Source organism: Comamonas thiooxydans, assembly GCF_000964545.1.
Lineage (GTDB): Bacteria > Pseudomonadota > Gammaproteobacteria > Burkholderiales > Burkholderiaceae_C > Comamonas > Comamonas thiooxydans.
In genome coordinates this window covers 352,372-371,050 of record NZ_BBVD01000007.1, presented here as the reverse complement: position 1 = coordinate 371,050, position 18,679 = coordinate 352,372, and the positions used below count along the sequence as shown (strand labels likewise).

19 protein-coding genes are annotated in these 18,679 nt (G+C 62.6%); 7 read left to right on the top strand and 12 right to left on the bottom strand.

Features of this window, described 5'->3' with window-relative positions:
* Nucleotides 1-41: 41 nt before the first annotated feature.
* The 3 genes from Cth01_RS12360 to pyrF form a co-directional block, all read right to left on the bottom strand.
* Nucleotides 42-1,025: a Bug family tripartite tricarboxylate transporter substrate binding protein gene (locus tag Cth01_RS12360; RefSeq protein WP_003064714.1), complete on the bottom strand. Its 984-nt coding sequence runs from the start codon at nt 1,023-1,025 to the stop codon at nt 42-44.
* Nucleotides 1,026-1,230: 205 nt separating this feature from the next.
* Nucleotides 1,231-2,139, bottom strand: a complete 909-nt coding sequence (locus tag Cth01_RS12355; RefSeq protein WP_012840359.1) for a LysR family transcriptional regulator — start codon at nt 2,137-2,139, stop codon at nt 1,231-1,233.
* A 19-nt stretch (nt 2,140-2,158) separates the two neighbouring features.
* Nucleotides 2,159-2,986 carry an orotidine-5'-phosphate decarboxylase gene (pyrF, locus tag Cth01_RS12350; protein WP_034382398.1) on the bottom strand — a complete coding sequence of 276 codons (828 nt, stop codon included), beginning with the start codon at nt 2,984-2,986 and terminating at the stop codon, nt 2,159-2,161.
* A gap of 208 nt (nt 2,987-3,194) precedes the next feature.
* Here pyrF and Cth01_RS12345 point away from each other — a divergent pair, with 208 nt between their 5' ends.
* A complete protein-coding gene (locus tag Cth01_RS12345; RefSeq protein ID WP_003064721.1) occupies nt 3,195-4,079 on the top strand; it encodes a DMT family transporter in 885 nt (294 codons plus the stop codon).
* Here Cth01_RS12345 and Cth01_RS12340 read toward each other — a convergent pair.
* The 6 genes from Cth01_RS12340 to sucC form a co-directional block, all read right to left on the bottom strand.
* Entirely contained in the window at nt 4,076-4,645 is a 570-nt protein-coding gene (locus Cth01_RS12340; protein ID WP_034351057.1) for a dihydrofolate reductase family protein, read from the bottom strand. The genes Cth01_RS12345 and Cth01_RS12340 overlap by 4 nt on opposite strands.
* Before the next feature lie 116 nt (nt 4,646-4,761).
* Nucleotides 4,762-5,196, bottom strand: a complete 435-nt coding sequence (locus tag Cth01_RS12335) for a PaaI family thioesterase (protein ID WP_045839331.1) — start codon at nt 5,194-5,196, stop codon at nt 4,762-4,764.
* Entirely contained in the window at nt 5,193-5,630 is a 438-nt protein-coding gene (locus Cth01_RS12330) for a MerR family transcriptional regulator (RefSeq protein ID WP_045839330.1), read from the bottom strand. The genes Cth01_RS12335 and Cth01_RS12330 overlap by 4 nt, the downstream gene beginning before the upstream one ends.
* Nucleotides 5,631-5,770: 140 nt before the next feature.
* Nucleotides 5,771-6,463: a TerC family protein gene (locus Cth01_RS12325; RefSeq protein WP_045839329.1), complete on the bottom strand. Its 693-nt coding sequence runs from the start codon at nt 6,461-6,463 to the stop codon at nt 5,771-5,773.
* Between the two features lie 146 nt (nt 6,464-6,609).
* Nucleotides 6,610-7,509, bottom strand: coding sequence for a succinate--CoA ligase subunit alpha (gene sucD, locus Cth01_RS12320; protein WP_003064739.1), 900 nt, complete (start codon nt 7,507-7,509; stop codon nt 6,610-6,612).
* A gap of 20 nt (nt 7,510-7,529) precedes the next feature.
* Nucleotides 7,530-8,690, bottom strand: coding sequence for an ADP-forming succinate--CoA ligase subunit beta (gene sucC, locus Cth01_RS12315; protein WP_003064741.1), 1,161 nt, complete (start codon nt 8,688-8,690; stop codon nt 7,530-7,532).
* A gap of 472 nt (nt 8,691-9,162) precedes the next feature.
* Between sucC and argC the strand changes: the two genes are divergently transcribed.
* From argC to yddG, 3 genes are all read left to right on the top strand, one after another.
* Nucleotides 9,163-10,095, top strand: coding sequence for an N-acetyl-gamma-glutamyl-phosphate reductase (gene argC, locus Cth01_RS12310; protein WP_045839422.1), 933 nt, complete (start codon nt 9,163-9,165; stop codon nt 10,093-10,095).
* Between the two features lie 345 nt (nt 10,096-10,440).
* Complete coding sequence (locus tag Cth01_RS12305; protein WP_003064745.1) at nt 10,441-11,784, top strand: MFS transporter; 1,344 nt, start codon at nt 10,441-10,443, stop codon at nt 11,782-11,784.
* A gap of 280 nt (nt 11,785-12,064) precedes the next feature.
* Nucleotides 12,065-12,979 (top strand): aromatic amino acid DMT transporter YddG, encoded by a 915-nt coding sequence (gene yddG / locus Cth01_RS12300; RefSeq protein WP_034351073.1) that lies wholly within the window; start codon nt 12,065-12,067, stop codon nt 12,977-12,979.
* A 24-nt stretch (nt 12,980-13,003) separates the two neighbouring features.
* On the opposite strand, the gene Cth01_RS12295 is transcribed toward yddG, so the two are convergent.
* The 3 genes from Cth01_RS12295 to recA all read right to left on the bottom strand — a co-directional run bounded on the left by Cth01_RS12295 (nt 13,004) and on the right by recA (nt 15,572).
* A complete protein-coding gene (locus Cth01_RS12295) occupies nt 13,004-13,738 on the bottom strand; it encodes a hypothetical protein (protein ID WP_045839328.1) in 735 nt (244 codons plus the stop codon).
* Nucleotides 13,739-13,800: 62 nt separating this feature from the next.
* On the bottom strand, nt 13,801-14,277 hold the full coding sequence (gene recX, locus Cth01_RS12290; protein WP_045839327.1) for a recombination regulator RecX: 477 nt from the start codon (nt 14,275-14,277) through the stop codon (nt 13,801-13,803).
* A gap of 185 nt (nt 14,278-14,462) precedes the next feature.
* Entirely contained in the window at nt 14,463-15,572 is a 1,110-nt protein-coding gene (gene recA / locus Cth01_RS12285) for a recombinase RecA (RefSeq protein ID WP_003072158.1), read from the bottom strand.
* 138 nt (nt 15,573-15,710) lie between these two features.
* Here recA and Cth01_RS12280 point away from each other — a divergent pair, with 138 nt between their 5' ends.
* The 3 genes from Cth01_RS12280 to Cth01_RS12270 all read left to right on the top strand — a co-directional run bounded on the left by Cth01_RS12280 (nt 15,711) and on the right by Cth01_RS12270 (nt 18,561).
* Nucleotides 15,711-16,202, top strand: coding sequence for a MarR family winged helix-turn-helix transcriptional regulator (locus Cth01_RS12280; RefSeq protein ID WP_012840368.1), 492 nt, complete (start codon nt 15,711-15,713; stop codon nt 16,200-16,202).
* Between the two features lie 126 nt (nt 16,203-16,328).
* Nucleotides 16,329-17,006: a response regulator gene (locus Cth01_RS12275; protein ID WP_003064757.1), complete on the top strand. Its 678-nt coding sequence runs from the start codon at nt 16,329-16,331 to the stop codon at nt 17,004-17,006.
* A gap of 112 nt (nt 17,007-17,118) precedes the next feature.
* Nucleotides 17,119-18,561 (top strand): sensor histidine kinase, encoded by a 1,443-nt coding sequence (locus Cth01_RS12270; RefSeq protein ID WP_003064759.1) that lies wholly within the window; start codon nt 17,119-17,121, stop codon nt 18,559-18,561.
* Nucleotides 18,562-18,679 lie beyond the last annotated feature (118 nt).

Genomic DNA, 18,679 nt, shown 5'->3' with positions numbered 1-18,679 from the left:
CAAACCTCGGCGACCTCAGGCCGCCGCCAGTCAACGCAAGATCAGTTCTCGATCTTGGCGAACTGAACAATCTTCGAGTACTTGGCAATCTCGGTGTTGATGTACTTGCCGGCATCCACCTTGGGATCGGCCACCACATTGCCGGTTTCTTCCATCTTCTTGCGGAACTCGGGCGAAGCCATGGTCTCTTCCAGCGCCTTCTTCAGCTTGGCGGCGATGGGAGCGGGCAGGCCCTTGGGTGCCATCAGCGCAAACCAGCTGTTGATGTCCACGTTCTTGAACTGGGGCAGCTCGGACAGGGCAGGAATATCGGGGGTGATGGCCGAGCGCTTGGCTTCGGTCGTACCCAGGGCCACGACCTTGCCGGCCTTGATATGGGGCAGGCCCGAGGACAGCACGAACACGCCGAACTCGATGTTGTTGCCCACCAGATCGGTGGTCAGAGGCGCCACGCCCTTGTAGGGCACATGGGTCATCTGCAGCTTGCCCTGCTCCTTGACCAGCTCGCCGGCCAGGTGCAGCGCCGTGCCCACGCCGGAGCTGCCGTAGCTGAACTTGTCGGGGTTCTTAGACACCAGGCTGACGAACTCGGCCGCGTTCTTCACGCCGGCCTTGTGTGATGCGACCAGCACCATGGGCTGGGAACCCACCAGACCGATAGGAGTGAAGTCGCCAATGTTGTACTTCACGGCCTTGTTGATGAGCCTGGCAATGGCCAGCTCATTGTTGGCGCCCACCATGATGGTGTAACCGTCGGCAGGGGCCTTGGCCACCTTCTGCGCACCGATGGCGCCACCGGCACCGCCCAGGTTTTCCACCACCACGGGCTGGCCCAGCTGCTTGGCCAGGCCGTCGGCCACCAGACGACCGACCAGGTCGGTGCTGCCGCCGGCCGGGTAGCCCACGACCATGGTGATGGCCTTGCTGGGATAGTTGTCGGCGGCGATGGCAGGCACTGCCACGGCAGCGCCCAGCAGCAGGCCCGCGGCGATGGCGGTACGGCGGAGGATGTTTGTGTTCTGCATGAAACTATTCCGAATCTGTATGAGGCAATTGTCCGAATACGGAGAAAACCTTTTAGTGCCGATCTGGCACATTTCCGTGCCATTTCAGCACATCAACGCGTTTTTGAGCAAATAGAGAGGGAGCAGTGCCGCCAGGAGTCCGATACCAGCTGTTGTTTTTCCAGCTTCAAGTCTGGCTGCAGACAAAAAAGGAGTGACCGCTCATTTACTGGCCAGTGATATCGGTCCAGAACTGCTCCGCAGCGGTGCTCAAGCGGCGTTTGGGCCGATAAAGCCGCACATCGAAATGCACGTCCAGGCTGCCGTCCCCGGCCAGCGCCAGACGGCCGTCCTGGCAGTCGCGCTGCACCATGGACCAGGGCATCCAGGCCACGCCCAGGCCCTTGAGCACGTACTCGTAATTGGCATCCGCCGAATCGCATTCGATGCAGCGGCGCAGACGCGGCCACAGCGGATGGCTGGCCAGATGATCTTCGGCCAGCCGCCCCAGCGCCATGCTGTGCGAGAAGGCCAGATAGGGCACGGGGCTGGCACCGGGCAGCAGGGCCTGCGCCAGTGCAAACAAGGGCTTGCCTTCGGCATCGGCCCGCGCCACGGGCACCAGCTTGTCGCTCATTACCGTCAGATAGCTGAACTGGCGGCCATCCAGCCGCACGGCAATGGCCGCATGATGATAGAGCAAGGCAAAGCTGACCTCGCCGCGCTGCAGCATGTGCACGGTTTCGTCGAGTGTGCGGGTAACGATGCGCATCTCCGCCGTCTGCAGCACACTGCCGTAGCGCGCCAGCCAGTCGGCTACGATGGTGCGCGCCAGGGTACGCCCCGTGGCCAGCGTGATCACATGGGCCTGCCGACCGGCCACGGCCTGCAGCTCGTCATGCGACTGGGCCAGGGTGCGCACCATCTGCTCGGCGGTATCGCGAAAGGCTTCACCGGCCGGGGTGAGACGAACCGGACCGCCGCCCGCTTCGATCAGCGGCGTTCCAGCCCATGCCTCCAGCGCACGAATGCGCCGGCCGAAGGCGGGATGGGTGACGTGGCGCAGCTCTGCCGCACGGGTGAAGCTGCGCTCCTGAGCCAGAAGCAGGAAGTCTTCCAGCCATTTGCTTTGCATGGCCAGAGCCTACCCTGGCTCAGCTCTGGGCTGCAGCCTGCAGCGTGGCGCGCGTGGCGATGGCGGCTTCGCGTGCAGCCTTGGCAAAGTCGTCGCCCTGCCCTGCGTACAGAATGGCGCGCGAGGAGTTGATGATGATGGGTCCGCCGCCGATGCGGGCTGCCTTGACGGTTGCCACGGCATCGCCACCCTGTGCACCCACGCCGGGAATCAGCAGCGGCAAGGTGGGAGCCACGGCACGCACACGCTCGATCTCGTTGGGACGGGTTGCACCCACCACCAGGCCCAGCTGGCCGTTGGTGTTCCAGGGACCCTGGGCCAGCTTGGCCACATGCTCGAACATATGGGGGTTGCCAGGCACATCGGCCAGGACCTGGGCCTGCAGATCGTCACCGCCGGGGTTGGAGGTGCGGCACAGCAAAAAAGCTCCCTTGCCTTCGTACTTGAGATAGGGCGTGATGGAGTCGAAACCCATGAAGGGCGAGAGCGTCACTGCATCGGCGCCATAGCGCTCGAAGGCTTCCTTCGCATACTGCTCGGCTGTGGAGCCGATATCGCCGCGCTTGGCATCCAGAATCACGGGCACATGGGGTGCCACTCGGCGCATGTGCGCCATCAGCTTTTCGAGCTGGTCTTCGGCACGGTGGGCGGCAAAGTAAGCGATCTGGGGCTTGAAGCTGTTGACCAGATCATGGGTGGCATCGACGATGGCTGCGCAGAAGTCGTAGATCTTGGACGCATCGCCCTTCATGGCACCGGGAAAGCGGCTGGGTTCGGGGTCCAGACCCACGCACAGCATGGAGTCATTGCGCGTGGACGCGTCGCGCAGCATGTCGATGAAAGTCATAAAGCGTGATTTTAATTGCTCGACCCTTCCAAGCCCCGCTACAGGTCTTGCGCCAAGCCGCAAAGCAGACGCACACACCAACTCAGTGACACCGAGGAAGCGCCGCCGCGCACCGACGGTGTCGTCCCCCTCCCGCGAAGCGAGTGAGGGGGAAAGCGCGAAGCGCCACAGGGGGAGAAAGTCATTCCGGGGGAGATAATCCACACCCATGCCTTCGTTCACGCCCAAACAGCTCATTCTTCTCGTCCTGCTCACCATCGTCTGGGGCCTGAACTGGCCGGTAATGAAGCTCGGCGTACAGCATTTCCCGCCGCTGAGTTTTCGCATGGTCAGCATGTGGATAGGCCTGCCGATTCTGGCCCTGTTTGTGACCAGTCAGCGCTTGCCGCTGACCATACCGCGCAGCTACTGGGGCCAGTTGGCCAAGCTCACGCTGTTCAATATGGTGCTCTGGCACTGCCTGATCATCATCGCCATCCCCACGCTGTCCAGCGGGCGTGCGGCGATTCTGGGCTACACCATGCCCATCTTCTCGGCCGTGTTCGGCAGCCTGTTCTTCAAGGACCGGCTGGGCGCACGCGCCTGGGCCGGCGTGGGAGCGGCCTTTGCCGGCGTGCTGCTGCTGCTGTGGCATGAGGTTGGCGCTCTGGGCAGCAAGCCCCTGGGCGTGATGCTGATGCTGATCGCCGCCGCCGGCTGGGCCTGGGGCACGCAGCTGCTGCGCCGCACCGAGGCACCGGTGCCGCTGATGACGCTGTCGCTGTGGATGGTGGCCATCACCACCGTGGTGCTGACCGTGCTGGCCTTTGTTTTCGAGCGCCAACAATGGCATATGCCCGACCAGAGCGCTCTGGCTGCCATCGCTTTCAATGGTGTGCTGGTGCTGGGCTTCGCCCAGGCCGTATGGTTCTATCTGGCCCGCAGCCTGCCGCCCGTGGCCTCCACGCTGAGCGTGATGATGATTCCGGTGCTGGGCGTGTTCGTGGGCGCCTGGTGGCTGGGCGAGGTCCTGCATTGGCAGGACTGGACTGCTGTCTGCCTGATGGTGGTGGCAATTGCTTCGGTGCTCTGGCCTGCCAGAAGCAGCCGTTAATTCGCGGGCGACTGCGTCTTGCACACGGTGTAGCGCAGCTCGGCCATTCCCGGGCCCATCTGCTGCACGGACTGCAGCTGCAGCACGGGACTCAGCAAGCGGCGCGGCAACAAAGGCTTGCCACGACCCAGAGTGGCCGAGCCAATCTGCACGATGACTTCATCGAGCAGGCCCGCGTCATGGAACTGTCCCGCCAGATCTCCGCCACCCACGATCCAGATGTTCTTGTCGCCGGCTGCAGCCCTCATGCTTGCCAGCACGGGCCGCACATCGCCGCTGACAAAGCGTACATCGGCTCCCTCTATCAACGGCAGCTGACGGCTGGAGAAAACCCAGGCAGGCTGTGCATAAGGCCAGGCCGCGCCGCTCTCCTTCTTCACCGCATCGGCGTTGCGGACCATCCACTCATAGGTGGACGAGCCCATGGCCAGCGCACCGACCTGCGCAATAAAGCCCGGATAGCTGGACTGCGTCAGGCTGCCCAACGGAAACAGCCAGTCCAGAGAGTCGTCTTCGGTGGCAAGAAAGCCGTCCAGGCTGGAAGCGGTGTAGTACTGGGTCTTCATGATGGGCTGTAGTTTGCCTTGAAGGCGCTGACTCGGCCGGTTACAGGCCCGCTATCGAGAAAAATCAATCTCGATAGCATCCAGCGTTCAGGCGCTACAGCACCCCACAAGGCCCCCTACTGTGCAGGCGCCAGGTTCCGCGCCGTGGCCAGCATGGTGGCGCACAGCAGCTCCCGGCCCGCCTTGCGAGAAAACACATCCGCACTGGCCACCGTCAGCAGCTTGCTGGCCTGGATGACGCGGCCACGTGCCAGCAATGTCTCGCCATCGGCAGGAGCCAGGTATTTGATGCTGCAGTCGATCGTGGCATTGAGCCAGCCCGGCGGCAGCAGCGTCCCTGCCGCCGATACGGCGGCAAAGTCTGCGATGGCAAAGACCGGCGTTGCCTGCAACTGGCCGGGCCTGAAACTCAGACTTTCCTGGTAGGGCAGGCAGAGATCGACCTCGCCGGGCTCTATGCGTTCAAAGCGCAGTTGCAGCATCTGCGCCACTGGCATGGACAGCACCAGCGCCCTGATGTCTCGGGCAAAGTGTTCGTTCTGCGGTGTCATGACTTGCACCCCCTCCTGCCGGATGGACCGGCATCATTGCCGCCTCGCGCAGAGACGCGAGGAAATCCCGGTTTCGAGGCTGGTCGCTGCTCGCGCAGACGAAACCATTCCACATGGGAAACCAGGTGCTGACGCAGAGCGTTGCGCTTGGCGATTTCGGCATCGATCTCGGCAATGCGCTCCTCAAGCCTGCAGACGATCTGGCTGGCCGTCAGGGACTTGCAGCGGTAAGCCGGCAATACCTCGGCAATCTGCGCAAGAGAGAAGCCACATTGCCGCGACATGGCGATGAATCGCAGCTCGCGGATCACGCTGTCATCGAACTCGCGGTAGCCGGAAGGACGCCGACTGGCGGCAATCAGGCCCAGACTCTCATAGTGGCGAATGGCGTGTACGGACACACCCGACAGGCTGGCAAGTTCCGATATCTGCATGGCGACAAGGCTAACAAGCCTGGGGTTACACGAAGGTTGGTGTCCGCCAGATGTTCACACAGTTTGTCTCCGCACTGCGGCCATAAAAAAACGCACTGTGAATCCACAGTGCGTTCTTTGGGGAGAGACTTCCGGGGCGATCAGGCCGCAGCGACTTCCTTCTTTGCAGAGCGTGCCTGCATGAACTTGCCCAGTCCGACCACCAGCACGGCACCGACCCCAGCGGCAGCATAGTGCAGCCAGGGGTGAGCCATGGTGTAGCCATGCAGCAGGTTGTCGTTGACGATGGTCTCGCCGCCCACCCAGCCGATCAGCGCCGCGCCCAGCGTGACGATGACGGGGAAGCGTTCCATGAGCTTGATCATCAGCGTGGAGCCGAAGATCACCAGGGGAATGGAGATGGCCAGACCCAGGATCAGCAGCACCATATTGCCCTGGGCGGTAGCGGCCACGGCAATCACGTTGTCCAGGCTCATCACCAGGTCGGCAATCAGGATGGTGCGGATGGCGGTCATCATGGAGCCATGGCCCTTGGATTCGCCCTCGCCGTCTTCGTCGCCGGTCAGCAGCTGATAGCCGATCCACAGCAGCAGGCAGCCGCCCACAACCTGCAGGAAGGAGAGTTCCAGCAGCTTGGCAGCCACCACGGTCAGCACGATACGCAGCACCACGGCGGCGCCGGAGCCAAACATGATGGCTTTCTTTTGCTGTTCAGGGGGAAGAGAGCGCGCGGCCAGTGCGATGACCACGGCGTTGTCGCCGGAGAGAATGATGTTGATCCAGATGATCTTCACCAGGCCGATCCAGAAATCGGCGCTATTGAGAAATTCCATTTGTGACTCCACTGTTTTGAATATGAAAGCGCCGCATTGCGCGGCGCTTTCTTTTAAGAGTGGAGGCAGTGTAGGGCGCGAAGCCCATCTTGCCAGTTCGTAATACTGCGTAAATTCAACGCTGTATCACGAACTTTTGCACGAGCTTACTTCTTCAGCAGGCCTTGCAGCAGGCGACCCATTTCGGAAGGGTTGCGGGTGATGGTGAAGCCGCACTCTTCCATGATGGCCAGCTTGGCATCAGCAGTGTCGGCACCGCCGGAGATCAGGGCACCTGCGTGGCCCATGCGCTTGCCGGGAGGGGCAGTCACGCCAGCGATGAAGCCCACGATAGGCTTCTTCATGTTGGCCTTGCACCACTGGGCAGCTTCGGCTTCGTCGGGACCGCCGATTTCACCGATCATGATCACGGCATCGGTGTCGGGATCGTCGTTGAAAGCGCGCATCACGTCGATGTGCTTCAGACCGTTGATGGGGTCGCCACCGATACCGACGGCGGAGGACTGGCCAATGCCCAGTTCGGTCAGCTGAGCCACGGCTTCGTAAGTCAGCGTGCCGGAACGGGACACCACGCCCACGCGGCCCTTCTTGTGGATGTGACCGGGCATGATGCCGATCTTGATTTCGTCAGGCGTGATCAGACCAGGGCAGTTGGGGCCCAGCAGCAGAGTCTTCTTGCCGCCGGCAGCTTCCTTGGCCTTCATCTTGTTGCGCACTTCCAGCATGTCGCGCACGGGGATGCCTTCGGTGATGCAGATGGCCAGGTCCAGGTCGGCTTCAACAGCTTCCCAGATGGCAGCAGCAGCACCTGCGGGAGGCACGTAGATCACGGACACGGTAGCGCCGGTTTCCTTGGCAGCGTCCTTGACGGAACCAAAGATTGGGATGTCGAAAATCTTTTCGCCAGCCTTCTTGGGGTTCACGCCTGCCACGAAGCAGTTCTTGCCGTTCGCGTATTCCTGGCACTTTTCAGTGTGGAACTGGCCGGTCTTGCCAGTAATGCCCTGGGTGATGACCTTGGTGTCTTTGTTGATAAAGATCGACATGTTTCTATCTCCGGGGCGTATTACTTAACGGCAGCAACGATCTTGGTCGCTGCTTCAGCCATGGTGTCGGCAGCGATGATGGGCAGGCCGGAATCCTTGAGGATTTGCTTGCCCAGTTCTTCGTTGGTGCCCTTCATGCGCACGACCAGAGGCACGGACAGGTTCACGGCCTTGCAAGCAGTGACCACGCCGGTGGCGATGGTGTCGCACTTCATGATGCCGCCGAAGATATTGACCAGAATGCCCTTGACTTCGGGGTTCTTGAGCATGATCTTGAAGGCTTCGGTCACCTTCTCGGCCGTAGCGCCGCCGCCCACGTCCAGGAAGTTGGCTGGTTCGCCGCCGAACAGCTTGATGGTGTCCATGGTGGCCATGGCCAGACCGGCGCCGTTCACCAGGCAGCCGATGTTGCCGTCCAGGGAGATGTAGGCCAGATCGAACTTGGATGCTTCGATTTCGGCAGCGTCTTCTTCGTCCAGATCGCGGAAAGCCACGATTTCGGGGTGACGGAACAGAGCGTTGGGGTCAAAGTTGAACTTGGCATCCAGGGCCATCAGGTCGCCCTTGGAGTCGCAGTTCAGGGGGTTGATTTCCACCAGCGACGCGTCGGTGTCCATGTAGCACTTGTAGATCTTGGCGAACAGATCCACGGCCTGGTCCACGGACTTGCCTTCCAGACCGATGGCAGCTGCCACCTTGCGCGATTGCGCTTCGGTGATGCCGGTCAGGGGGTCGATCATCTCGGTGATGATCTTTTCGGGAGTGGAGTGGGCCACTTCCTCGATGTCCATGCCGCCTTCGCTGGAAGCGATCAGGGCAACCTTCTGTGTGGCGCGGTCGGTCACCAGCGACACATACAGTTCGTTCTTGATGTCGGCGCCGTCTTCGATGTACAGGCGGCGAACCTTCTGACCTTCGGGGCCGGTCTGGTGAGTCACCAGCTGCATGCCCAGAATCTGCTCGGACAGCTTTTGCACGTCCTCGATGGACTTGGCAACCTTCACGCCGCCGCCCTTGCCGCGGCCGCCAGCGTGAATCTGGGCCTTCACCACCCACACGGGTCCACCCAGCTTCTGGGCTGCTTCAACAGCCTCTTGCACGGTAAACGCAGGAATGCCACGGGGAACGGGCACACCAAATTGGCGCAAGATTTCCTTGCCTTGGTATTCATGAATCTTCATGACTTTGTCTCTCTGAACTGAGGGGAAATACCCGCTTGCCACCGACTCGGGGGAGCCTGGCCATCGGGTTCATATGACATGGCGAGCAGGAATGTACCATGCTGCACCGCGCAAAACGACACCTGAACATGCGCAAAATCCACAATTTCGCGCAACTTTGTCGTGTTCCGGAAACAGCTGCAATGCCTTGAATTCTTTAGGGAAATTATTCCTACACGATATCTTTTCTTCCCGCAACTTTCTTATGTCTTATATACGAGTCAAGGACATTGGGGCAGCGGCTGGCAATGTGCTGACAACTGCGAATAGCTGCAGCGTCTACTGGGCCATTCGCGCGAGACTTGCCCAAAAGACAGGCAGTGCACATCCCTGACGAGATTCAAGGACAATCACCGTTCGGAAAGCGGCAATGGTGCCGCAGGCAGCGGCATATAAACCAAGAAATGCGCGCGCCGGTGCAGGAGAAAATGCAATGGCAAAAGTCTTTATTGACGGAGAAGCAGGAACCACGGGTCTGCAGATCCGTGATCGTCTGGTCGATTTTGCAGGTGTGGAACTGGTCAGCATCGACCCCGCACTGCGCAAGGACCCGGCCGCCAAGCGCGCTCTGATTGCCGGTGTGGATCTGGTCATCCTCTGCCTGCATGACGATGCCGCCCGTGAAACCGCAGCCATGGTGGACTCCATCACCGCAGAGACAGGCCGCGCCATCAAGATCATCGACGCCTCCACTGCCCACCGCACGGCCGCAGGCTGGGTCTACGGCTTCCCCGAACTGCGCGCCGGCCAGCTCGACGCCGTGAAGAGCGCCACCCGCGTCTCCAACCCCGGCTGCTACGCCACGGGCGCCATCGCCCTGCTGGCACCGCTGGTGGCTGCCGGCCTGATTCCCGCCGACTACCCCGTGAGCCTGCCCTCCGTGTCCGGCTACACCGGCGGCGGCCGCACCATGATCGAAGCCTATGAAGGCGGCGATGCCGCACCTTACGAGGCCTACGCGCTGGGCCTGTCGCACAAGCACATTCCCGAAATCCTGCACTACACGGGCATGACCCGCCGCCCCGTGTTCATCCCCGCCGTAAGCAACTTTGCCCAGGGCATGCTGGTGCAGTTGCCGCTGCACCTGGACCTGCTGCCCGGCGCACCCAAGGCCGCCGACCTGCATGACGCACTGGCCAGCCACTACGCCAGGACCAATACGCCTGCCAACTGGGTCAGCGTGTTGCCGCCTACTGATGACAACAAGCTGGCCGCCGACACTCTGGCCAATACCAACAAGCTGGAGCTGCGCGTATTTGCCAACGAACAATACCGCCAGGCCGTGCTGATTGCCCGCCTGGACAATCTGGGCAAGGGTGCCAGCGGCGCTGCCGTGCAAAACCTGCAGATCATGCTCGACCTGTAAGCCCTGCCCTGCTCCCGAAAAAAACGGCCCTGGTGGCCGTTTTTTGCTTTCCATGTCCTGGCAAAAATCGAAAAAAAAGAAATTAATTTTTCATATTTTATTTTTTGAAATTTAAATTTCTTGCTTTGTCCAGACGGAAAAGCACCGGCTGTGCTTTGCGCAAGCCACTTCTATAGTCGCCCCATCTGAGCTGTACCTGGCAGAGCCTTTCCCGGCCTTGTGATGCCGGCCGCGCCTGACCCCCGGCGCGACGGCATCCGCGCAGGCAGCAGTGGATGCGCGGAGCTGCTACCCCTGCTCTCGTAGCCGTTCTCAGTCCCACTGTTGTACGAAAGCGAGGAAACCATGTCTTCCATCCCCGTCTCGGCGGCGCGCAGCGATGTCAGCACCGTGCAGGAGCGCGACATCACCTTTGGCCGCATCATCTGGCGGCTGATTCCGTTTCTCACCCTGATCTGGTTTCTGGCCTGGGTAGACCGTGTCAACGTCGGCTTTGCCAAGCTGACCATGATGAGCGACCTGCAATGGTCCGACGCCGTCTATGGCGCAGGGGCCGGCATCTTCTTCATCGGCTATTTCTTCTTTGAAGTCCCCAGCAATCTGCTGTTGCACAAGTTCGGGGCCAAGAAGACCATCATGCGCATCACCATAGGCTGGGGCGTGACCGGCATCCTCATGGCCTGGGTGCAGACGCCTTTGCAGTTCTATGTGCTGCGCTTCTTGATGGGTGCTTTCGAAGCCGGCCTGCAGCCCGGCGTGATTCTCTATCTGACCTACTGGTTGCCGGCGCACCGCCGCGGCAAGGCCCTGGCGTTCTTTGTCTCGGCGTCGGCCCTGTCGCTGATGCTGGGCAGCCCGATTGCCGCCTATCTGATGGAAACCTTCCATGGCGTGGCCAATCATGCGGGCTGGCAATGGCTGTTCATCATCGAAGGCATTCCGTCCGTTCTCGCGGGCATTGCTGCCTACTTTCTGCTCAGCGACACACCGGCCAAGGCCCCCTGGCTCAGCGCCCGTGAAAAACAGCATGTAGCCGAAGAGCTCAAGGCCGAGGAAGCCTCTTTGGGCCAACGCGAGCACAGCTTCTGGGCCTCCATGCGCAACCCTCGCGTGCTGATGCTGATCCTGATCTTCTTCTGCATCGTGGCCGGCAACTCCACGCTGGTGTTCTACGGACCCAGCATCGTCAAATCCGTGGGCATCACCGACCTCAAGACCTTGGGCTGGGTCATGTCCCTGATCTACGCCTGTGGCTGGATAGGCATGGTGGGCAACGGCTGGCTGTCCGATCGCAAAAAGGAAGTGCGCTGGCACACGGCGATTGCCGCTGCCATGGGCGCTGTCGGGCTGGTGCTGACGGCCTTGTTCCTGCAGCAGGGCAATGTGACCGGCGTCGTCGCGTCTCTGGCTCTGTCATCGCTGGGCACCATGGGCTCCATCCCCGTGTACTGGCAGATTCCCAACCGCTTCCTCTCGGCCACTGCCCTGGTCGTGGGCCTGGCGGTCATCAACTCTGCAGCCAATCTGGCCGGCTACTTCTCGCCGCAGTTGCTGGGTCTGCTCAAATCCAGCAGCGGCTCGTATGCGCCAGGCCTGCTCATCATCGCTGCCGTGGAGTTCTGTGCCGCCATTCTGGTGCTGCTGTTCGTGAAGCGCGACAGCGCCGGGGTCGCCAAACAGCATCCATGACCCATAGGCCGCAGGCCAGATGCAATATGCGCAAGCAGTTCCACGACAGCGATGACAATATGCACGGCATGACCGTCAACGGCAGAGTGCCGGGCCGCGCATAGCGCAGCCCTCGCCCTTACCCTCCAAAGCCGCAGGTCTGCGGCTTTTTTCATATCTGCACTCATCAATTTCGCAGCAGCCTGCGCAGCATCTACAAGGTTTACATGGCAGTTATTGTGAATTTTTCAGATAGGACTAACGTGAATTGCTCCTACTTCAGGAGCAGAAACGGCTGCGCATGAACGCAGCCGCCGCGCAAAAGGCCACGGCCATCGGCCTGATCGCCGTACTCTGCTGGAGCTGCACCGTGGGTCTGATGCGCGCCGTGGCCGAGCCGCTGGGCGCCGTCGGCGGCGCGGCCTGCCTCTACACCATGGCCGCCATCTGCATTGCCGCAGCACGCGGGCGCAAAGGCTGGCGCGAGCTGGCACGCTGGCGCAGCATGCACCCTGCCTACCTCTGGGGCTGCGGCCTGCTGTTTGTGGTCTATGAGATCTGCCTGTCCGTGGCCGTGGGCCTGGCCCACGACCGCAGCCAGGCCATGGAAATCGGGCTCATCAACTATCTCTGGCCCAGCCTCACCATCGTGCTGGCCGTGCTGTGCGGCCAGCAGGCGGCTCGCTGGTGGCTTTGGCCAGGCGTGCTGATCTGCCTGTGGGGTCTGGCGCGCGTGCTGGGCGGCGACAGCTTCAGCCTGCCGGTCATGTGGAGCCATGTGCTGGGCAACCCGCTGGCCTATGGCATGGGCTTTGCGGCCGCCCTGCTCTGGCCGGCCTACTCGCTGCTGGCGCGCCGCTATGGCGCCGGCTTCAACGCCGTGGGTCTGTTCGTGACCTGGACTGCCATCGCGCTGTGGCTCAAGTGGCTGATGCTGGGCGAGTCACAGCCCATGCTCTGGAGCTGGCTCACCGCCGGCCAGGTCTTGCTGGTCGGGGCGCTCACGGCACTGGGCTATAGCTGCTGGGAGCACGGCATCCAGCATGGCAAGCTGGCCCTGCTGGCTGCGGCGTCCTATTTCACACCCGTGCTCTCGGCGCTGATGGCCAGCGCACTGCTGCAGGTGCTGCCGGGCTGGAGCTTCTGGCAAGGCGTGGCACTGGTCACGCTGGGTTCGCTGGTCTGCTGGTGGGCTACGCGCAGCCACCGACATTGAGCCGGCGCCAGGTCGGCCGGGCGCTCAGGCGGTCAGCCAGATGCCCAGGCCGAGCACGGCGGCATGGCCGGCCAGCAAAATCCACAACAGCGTCCAGGGCGGCTCGGTCAGGCCCTGCAGCATCTCCTCGATGCGAGCGCCCAGAAAAGCACGCAGCGCCGGATCGTCCTTGCCGCCTTCGCTGCCCCACTGGGCACGCGTGCGCCCCCATTCCTCGAGCAGGTCGGCCAGCGGCAGGCGATTGAGCACGCTGCGCACCACGAACTGCACGGCACGCCCGTTGCCCACCCAGGGCTGCAGATGCTCCATCGCCGCGCCCACTGTGAGCAGGTCGGCCGCCTTGTGCATGGCCTTGTGAGCGCTGGGCAGGGCCTCGATGCGCTGTGCCAGCATGGCAGCCAGGCGCTCGGCCAGGCCCTGACCGTAGCGCGCCACCAGCTTGCCTGCCGCACGGGCGCGGCCCAGTTGCAGACCGACCATGAGGTAGGCGGGGATGATGAAGATCAGCACCACGGCGACCAGCAGCGGCGGCGACATCAGCAGGCTGATCACGGCGCCGTAGATGCCGGTATGGGCCGAGGCATGAATGCCCTGGCCAGGATCGGCCATCAGGCGGGAAAAATAGAACACGGCCGCGCCGCAGCCCAGCACCAGGGCCAGCAAGGCACCCAGCATCAGGCCGCCCAGCAGCGATTTGCCGGCACTCAGGCCCACGCGCAAGGCGGATGGGGAATCAGGGGGTTGCGAAGCAGTCAGCACGTGGGTCCCTCCGGTGTGAAAAGCTGTTCCCGCCGCAAGCGGGCGGGGACCGGGTGGCCGCCTCAGTCCTCGTCCTCGCTGTCGGGTGCAGGGGAGTATGGGGCATCGCGCAGCACGCGTGAAGCCACGCTGGACGAAAAGCCGCGCGAAGCCAGAAAGCGCAGCTGCCTGGCCTTTTCCTTGACGTCGACGGGCACGCTGCCAAAACGCTTGCACCACAGCTCGCGCGCACGCTGCAGCTCGCTGCCGCGCAGCTGCTCGCCCGCCTGGCGCACGGTCTCGTCATCAAGCCCCTTGCTGCGCAGATCATGCACCAGACGCGCTGCGCCATAACGGCCGGCCTTGCTGCGCAGGACAGACTCGACCACGCGCTCCACGCTGATGAAGCCCCGCTGCTCCAGCTCGTCGAGCACGGCATTCAGATCGTCGCCCTCCTCCACATGGGCGGCCAGCTTGCGCTGCAGCTCCAGCCGCGAATGCTCGCGCTGCGCCAGCAGCTTGAGGGCGCGGCCCTTGAGTGAAAGTTTGGCAAAGCTCACGACGCATCTCCAGAAACAAAAAGGCGCAGGACGAACCTGCGCAAAGATGGCAAACCTTTTGAGCAATGAGGCCCGCACTCAAACACTGGCGCTCACCAAGCCAGGGACATCAAGCAGAGGCCGCGCCCGCAGCGAGGATGTCGTCCCCTTTCGCGAAAGGCGCATGGCGCCTCAGGGTGACTGAATCAACCTTCAATCACGCCGTCCTTGTCCACCTTGCCCTTGCCGCCCTTGGCAGGCTTGGCTTCGGCAGCCGCAGCACCGTCCACGGGCAGCAGCTTGATGCCCAGGCTTTCGCGGACCTTGTTTTCGATCTCAATGGCCAGCGCGGGGTTCTCGCGCAGGAACTCACGCGAGTTGTCGCGGCCCTGACCGATTTTTTCGCCGTTGTAGGCATACCAGGCACCGCTCTTTTCCAGAATCTTGGCATTCACGCCCATGTCCAGGATCTCGCCTTCGCGGCTGATGCCTTCGCCAAACAGAATGTCGAACTCTGCCGTCTTGAAGGGGGGCGAGACCTTGTTCTTCACGACCTTGACCTTGGTTTCGTTGCCGATGGCCTCGTCGCCCTTCTTAATGGTGCCGGTGCGGCGGATATCCAGACGCACGGAGGCATAGAACTTCAGCGCATTGCCGCCGGTGGTGGTCTCGGGCGAGCCGAACATCACGCCGATCTTCATGCGGATCTGGTTGATGAAGATGACCATGCAGTTGGTCTTCTTGATGGTGGCCGTCAGCTTGCGCAGGGCCTGGCTCATCAGACGGGCCTGCAGGCCGGGCAGGGCATCGCCCATCTCGCCTTCGATTTCGGCCTTGGGCGTCAATGCGGCCACCGAGTCGATGACGATCAGGTCAACGGCACCCGAACGCACCAGACTGTCGCAGATTTCCAGAGCCTGCTCACCGGTGTCGGGCTGGCTGATCAGCACGTCGCTGAGGTTCACGCCCAGCTTCTGGGCGTAGCTGGTGTCCAGCGCATGTTCGGCATCGATAAAGGCGCAGGTGCCGCCCTGCTTTTGCATCTCGGCAATGACCTGCAGCGTCAGCGTGGTCTTGCCCGAGGATTCGGGACCGTAGATTTCGATCACGCGGCCACGGGGCAGACCACCTACGCCCAGCGCGATGTCCAGACCCAGGGAGCCGGTGGAAACGACCTGAATGTCTTCGATGGCCTCACCTTCACCGAGCTTCATGATGGTGCCCTTGCCGAACTGCTTTTCGATCTGGGCCAGGGCTGCAGCCAGGGCTTTGGCTTTTTCGCTGTTGGCGTCGTTGGTCTTGGCGATGGCGTTCATATCAGGCTCCGAAGTAGGTGAATGACTGTCTGTGGCCAGTCCTGTTTTTGCATTCAGGCTGGATGCTTGAACAGTAGTTTAGATGCGGATACTGCAGATTTATTTAAATATTTAGTCAGTTTGCCTTACTATTTATCCATGTCAGAAATCGCCCCCGTCACCCCGCCCGCCGATGCCTGGCGCCAGACCCATCTGGGTCGTTTGCTGGGCCATGCCATGCGCCGCTTCGATGCGCGCGTGCTGCAGCTCATGGCGCGTGCAGTGGAGGTGCCGCTGGCGCTATCCAATCTGGCGGCGCGCGACAAGGTAGGAGCGGCCCATATCCACATCACGCGCCATCTGTCGCTGGCTGGCGACCGGCTCACCGATCTGGCCGACAAGGCCGGCATGACCAAGCAGGCCATGGCCGATCTGGTGGCGCAGTGCGAAGCCTGGGGCCTGGTCACGCGCGAGGCCGACCCGCATGATGCGCGCGCCAGGCGCGTGCGCTTCACCGATGCGGGTCTGGCCTGGCTGCAGGCTTTTCACGACGCCGTAAGCCAGGCCGAGGCCGAATTTCGCGAAGCCGTGGGCGCGGATGTGGCCACCGTGGTCGCGCTGGGCCTGGAGGCCTATGCCGAAGGCTACTGAGATTCTGTATTGACGCCTTCTTGACGCCTATGAGCGGCTGTCGAGAATTGCCCCGAACGGCCATGAGCCATCCCTACAATGGCAGCAAAAGTGCAAACAGGCACACATAACAAGCAGGAGACACACATGCGCATACTGATTGCCGAAGACGACCAGGTGCTGGCGGATGGCCTGCTGCGCACGCTGCGCAGCTCGGGCGCCGTCGTCAGCCATGTGGCCAACGGCAGCGAGGCCGATACGGCCTTGCTGACCAGCAGCGAATTCGATTTGCTGATTCTCGATCTGGGCCTGCCAAAGGTGCACGGCCTGGAAGTGCTCAAGCGCCTGCGCGGGCGCGGCGATGCGCTGCCGGTGCTGATTCTCACGGCCGCCGATTCGATCGAAGAGCGCGTACAGGGCCTGGACTATGGTGCCGACGACTACATGGCCAAGCCGTTTGCGCTGTCCGAGCTGGAAGCGCGCGTGCGCGCCCTCACGCGTCGCGGCATGGGTGGCGCCAGCTCCACCATCAAGCATGGCCCGCTGGTCTATGACCAGACCGGCCGGGTCGCCACCATAGACGGCAAGATGGTGGAGCTGTCGGCGCGCGAGCTGGGCCTGCTGGAGGTGCTGCTGCAGCGCGCGGGCCGCCTGGTCAGCAAGGACCAACTGGTGGAGCGCCTGTGCGAATGGGGCGAAGAGGTGAGCAACAACGCCATCGAGGTCTATATCCACCGCCTGCGCAAGAAAATCGAGAAAGGCCCGATCCGCATCGCCACCGTGCGTGGCCTCGGTTACTGCCTGGAAAAGATAGCCCCCCCCTGAGCGGCTTTGCCTAGGCGGCCCCCGCCGCCTCCCCCTGAGGGGGACGATGGCCTTTGCTGCGGGGCGGCCCTTGCTGGCCATCCCTGAGTTGGAATACGCCAGTTTTACAAGCATGAAAATTTTTCAGCGTGAGCAGCGATCCCTCTTTGGCGAGATCCTCGACTGGATGCTCACGCCGCTGCTGCTGCTCTGGCCCGTGAGCCTGGCGCTGACCTGGCTGGTGGCCCAGGGTCTGGCCAACAAGCCCTTCGATCGCGCGCTGGAGTACAACGCCCAGGCCCTGGCTCAGCTGGTCATCGTGCAGCGCGGCAAGGTGCAGTTCAATCTGCCTCAGTCGGCCAGCGAGATCCTGCGCGCCGATGAATCGGACACGGTGTTCTTCCAGGTCAGCGGCACCAGGGGCGAATATCTGGCCGGCGAGCGCGACCTGCCGCGCCCGCCCTCCGTCGACGAGGACACGCCCACCGGCTCGGTGCTGCTGCGCGATGAGGAATACAAGGGCATTGACCTGCGCGTGGCCTATATCTGGGTGCGCATGCCGCTGCCCGGCGAGCCCAACGCCCTGGTGCAGGTCGCGGAAACACGCGAAAAGCGCAGCGTGCTGGCCACGGAAATCATCAAGGGCGTGATGCTGCCGCAGTTCGTCATCCTGCCGCTGGCCGCCCTGCTGGTCTGGCTGGCGCTGGCGCGCGGCATCAAGCCGCTGCACCGGCTGGAGGAGCGCATCCGCGCGCGCAAGCCCGAGGATCTCTCGCCCATCAATCACAAGGATGTGCCCCTGGAGGTGGTGCCGCTGGTCGATTCGGTCAACGATCTGCTGCAGCGCCTGCATGACTCCATCGCCACGCAAAAACGTTTTCTGGCCGACGCGGCCCACCAGCTCAAGACCCCGCTGGCGGGCCTGCGCATGCAGGCCGACCTGGCCCAGCGCGAGGGCACGAATACCGAAGACCTGAAGCGCTCGCTGGCGCAGATCGGCCGCTCAAGCATGCGTGCCACCCATACTGTCAACCAGCTGCTGGCACTGGCACGGGCCGAGAGCGCCGTGCCCGCCATGCAGGGCTGCAACCTCGTGCGCATCGTCACCGACGTGGTGCAGGACTGCCTGCCGCGCGCCATGGACAAGCACATAGACCTGGGCTACGAGGGTGCCAGCGCCAGCACGCCCGGTGTCTGGCTCAACGGCAATGCCACGCTGCTGGCCGAGCTGGTGCGCAATCTGGTGGACAACGCCATCAACTACACGCCATCGACCAGCGAACAGCCAGGCGTGGTCACCGTGCGCGTGCAGGCCGATCATTTCGGCCAGATTCTGCTGCTGCAGGTCGAGGATTCAGGCCCCGGCGTGCCGCTGGGCGAGCGCGAACTGATCTTCCAGCCCTTTTACCGGGCGCTGGGCTCCGAAGCCGACGGCTCCGGTCTGGGCCTGCCCATCGTCATGGAAATCGCCCGTCAGCACGGCGCGCAAGTGCTGCTGCAGGATGCCAGGCCCGGCCATACCCCGCCGGGGGCGCTGTTTACCGTGCGCTTCAAGGCCATGCCTGGACAGCAGTGAAGCGCAACCTAGAAATGCACCAATTCGGTGCCAGTCAAGACTGAGAAGCCGCGCCAGGCTTGGCTTTGCGCCCGTTTGCCCCGATACGAATATCGGAAACTGCGTATTTGGCAAGTTC

Bases quoted from the DNA above. Each gene is read 5' to 3' on its own strand.
- Cth01_RS12360 (WP_003064714.1), bottom strand. From the start codon at position 1,025: ATGCAGAACACAAACATCCTCCGCCGTACCGCCATCGCCGCGGGCCTG.
- Cth01_RS12355 (WP_012840359.1), bottom strand. From the start codon at position 2,139: ATGCAAAGCAAATGGCTGGAAGACTTCCTGCTTCTGGCTCAGGAGCGC.
- pyrF (WP_034382398.1), bottom strand. From the start codon at position 2,986: ATGACTTTCATCGACATGCTGCGCGACGCGTCCACGCGCAATGACTCC.
- Cth01_RS12345 (WP_003064721.1), top strand. From the start codon at position 3,195: ATGCCTTCGTTCACGCCCAAACAGCTCATTCTTCTCGTCCTGCTCACC.
- Cth01_RS12340 (WP_034351057.1), bottom strand. From the start codon at position 4,645: ATGAAGACCCAGTACTACACCGCTTCCAGCCTGGACGGCTTTCTTGCC.
- Cth01_RS12335 (WP_045839331.1), bottom strand. From the start codon at position 5,196: ATGACACCGCAGAACGAACACTTTGCCCGAGACATCAGGGCGCTGGTG.
- Cth01_RS12330 (WP_045839330.1), bottom strand. From the start codon at position 5,630: ATGCAGATATCGGAACTTGCCAGCCTGTCGGGTGTGTCCGTACACGCC.
- Cth01_RS12325 (WP_045839329.1), bottom strand. From the start codon at position 6,463: ATGGAATTTCTCAATAGCGCCGATTTCTGGATCGGCCTGGTGAAGATC.
- sucD (WP_003064739.1), bottom strand. From the start codon at position 7,509: ATGTCGATCTTTATCAACAAAGACACCAAGGTCATCACCCAGGGCATT.
- sucC (WP_003064741.1), bottom strand. From the start codon at position 8,690: ATGAAGATTCATGAATACCAAGGCAAGGAAATCTTGCGCCAATTTGGT.
- argC (WP_045839422.1), top strand. From the start codon at position 9,163: ATGGCAAAAGTCTTTATTGACGGAGAAGCAGGAACCACGGGTCTGCAG.
- Cth01_RS12305 (WP_003064745.1), top strand. From the start codon at position 10,441: ATGTCTTCCATCCCCGTCTCGGCGGCGCGCAGCGATGTCAGCACCGTG.
- yddG (WP_034351073.1), top strand. From the start codon at position 12,065: ATGAACGCAGCCGCCGCGCAAAAGGCCACGGCCATCGGCCTGATCGCC.
- recA (WP_003072158.1), bottom strand. From the start codon at position 15,572: ATGAACGCCATCGCCAAGACCAACGACGCCAACAGCGAAAAAGCCAAA.
- Cth01_RS12280 (WP_012840368.1), top strand. From the start codon at position 15,711: ATGTCAGAAATCGCCCCCGTCACCCCGCCCGCCGATGCCTGGCGCCAG.
- Cth01_RS12275 (WP_003064757.1), top strand. From the start codon at position 16,329: ATGCGCATACTGATTGCCGAAGACGACCAGGTGCTGGCGGATGGCCTG.
- Cth01_RS12270 (WP_003064759.1), top strand. From the start codon at position 17,119: ATGAAAATTTTTCAGCGTGAGCAGCGATCCCTCTTTGGCGAGATCCTC.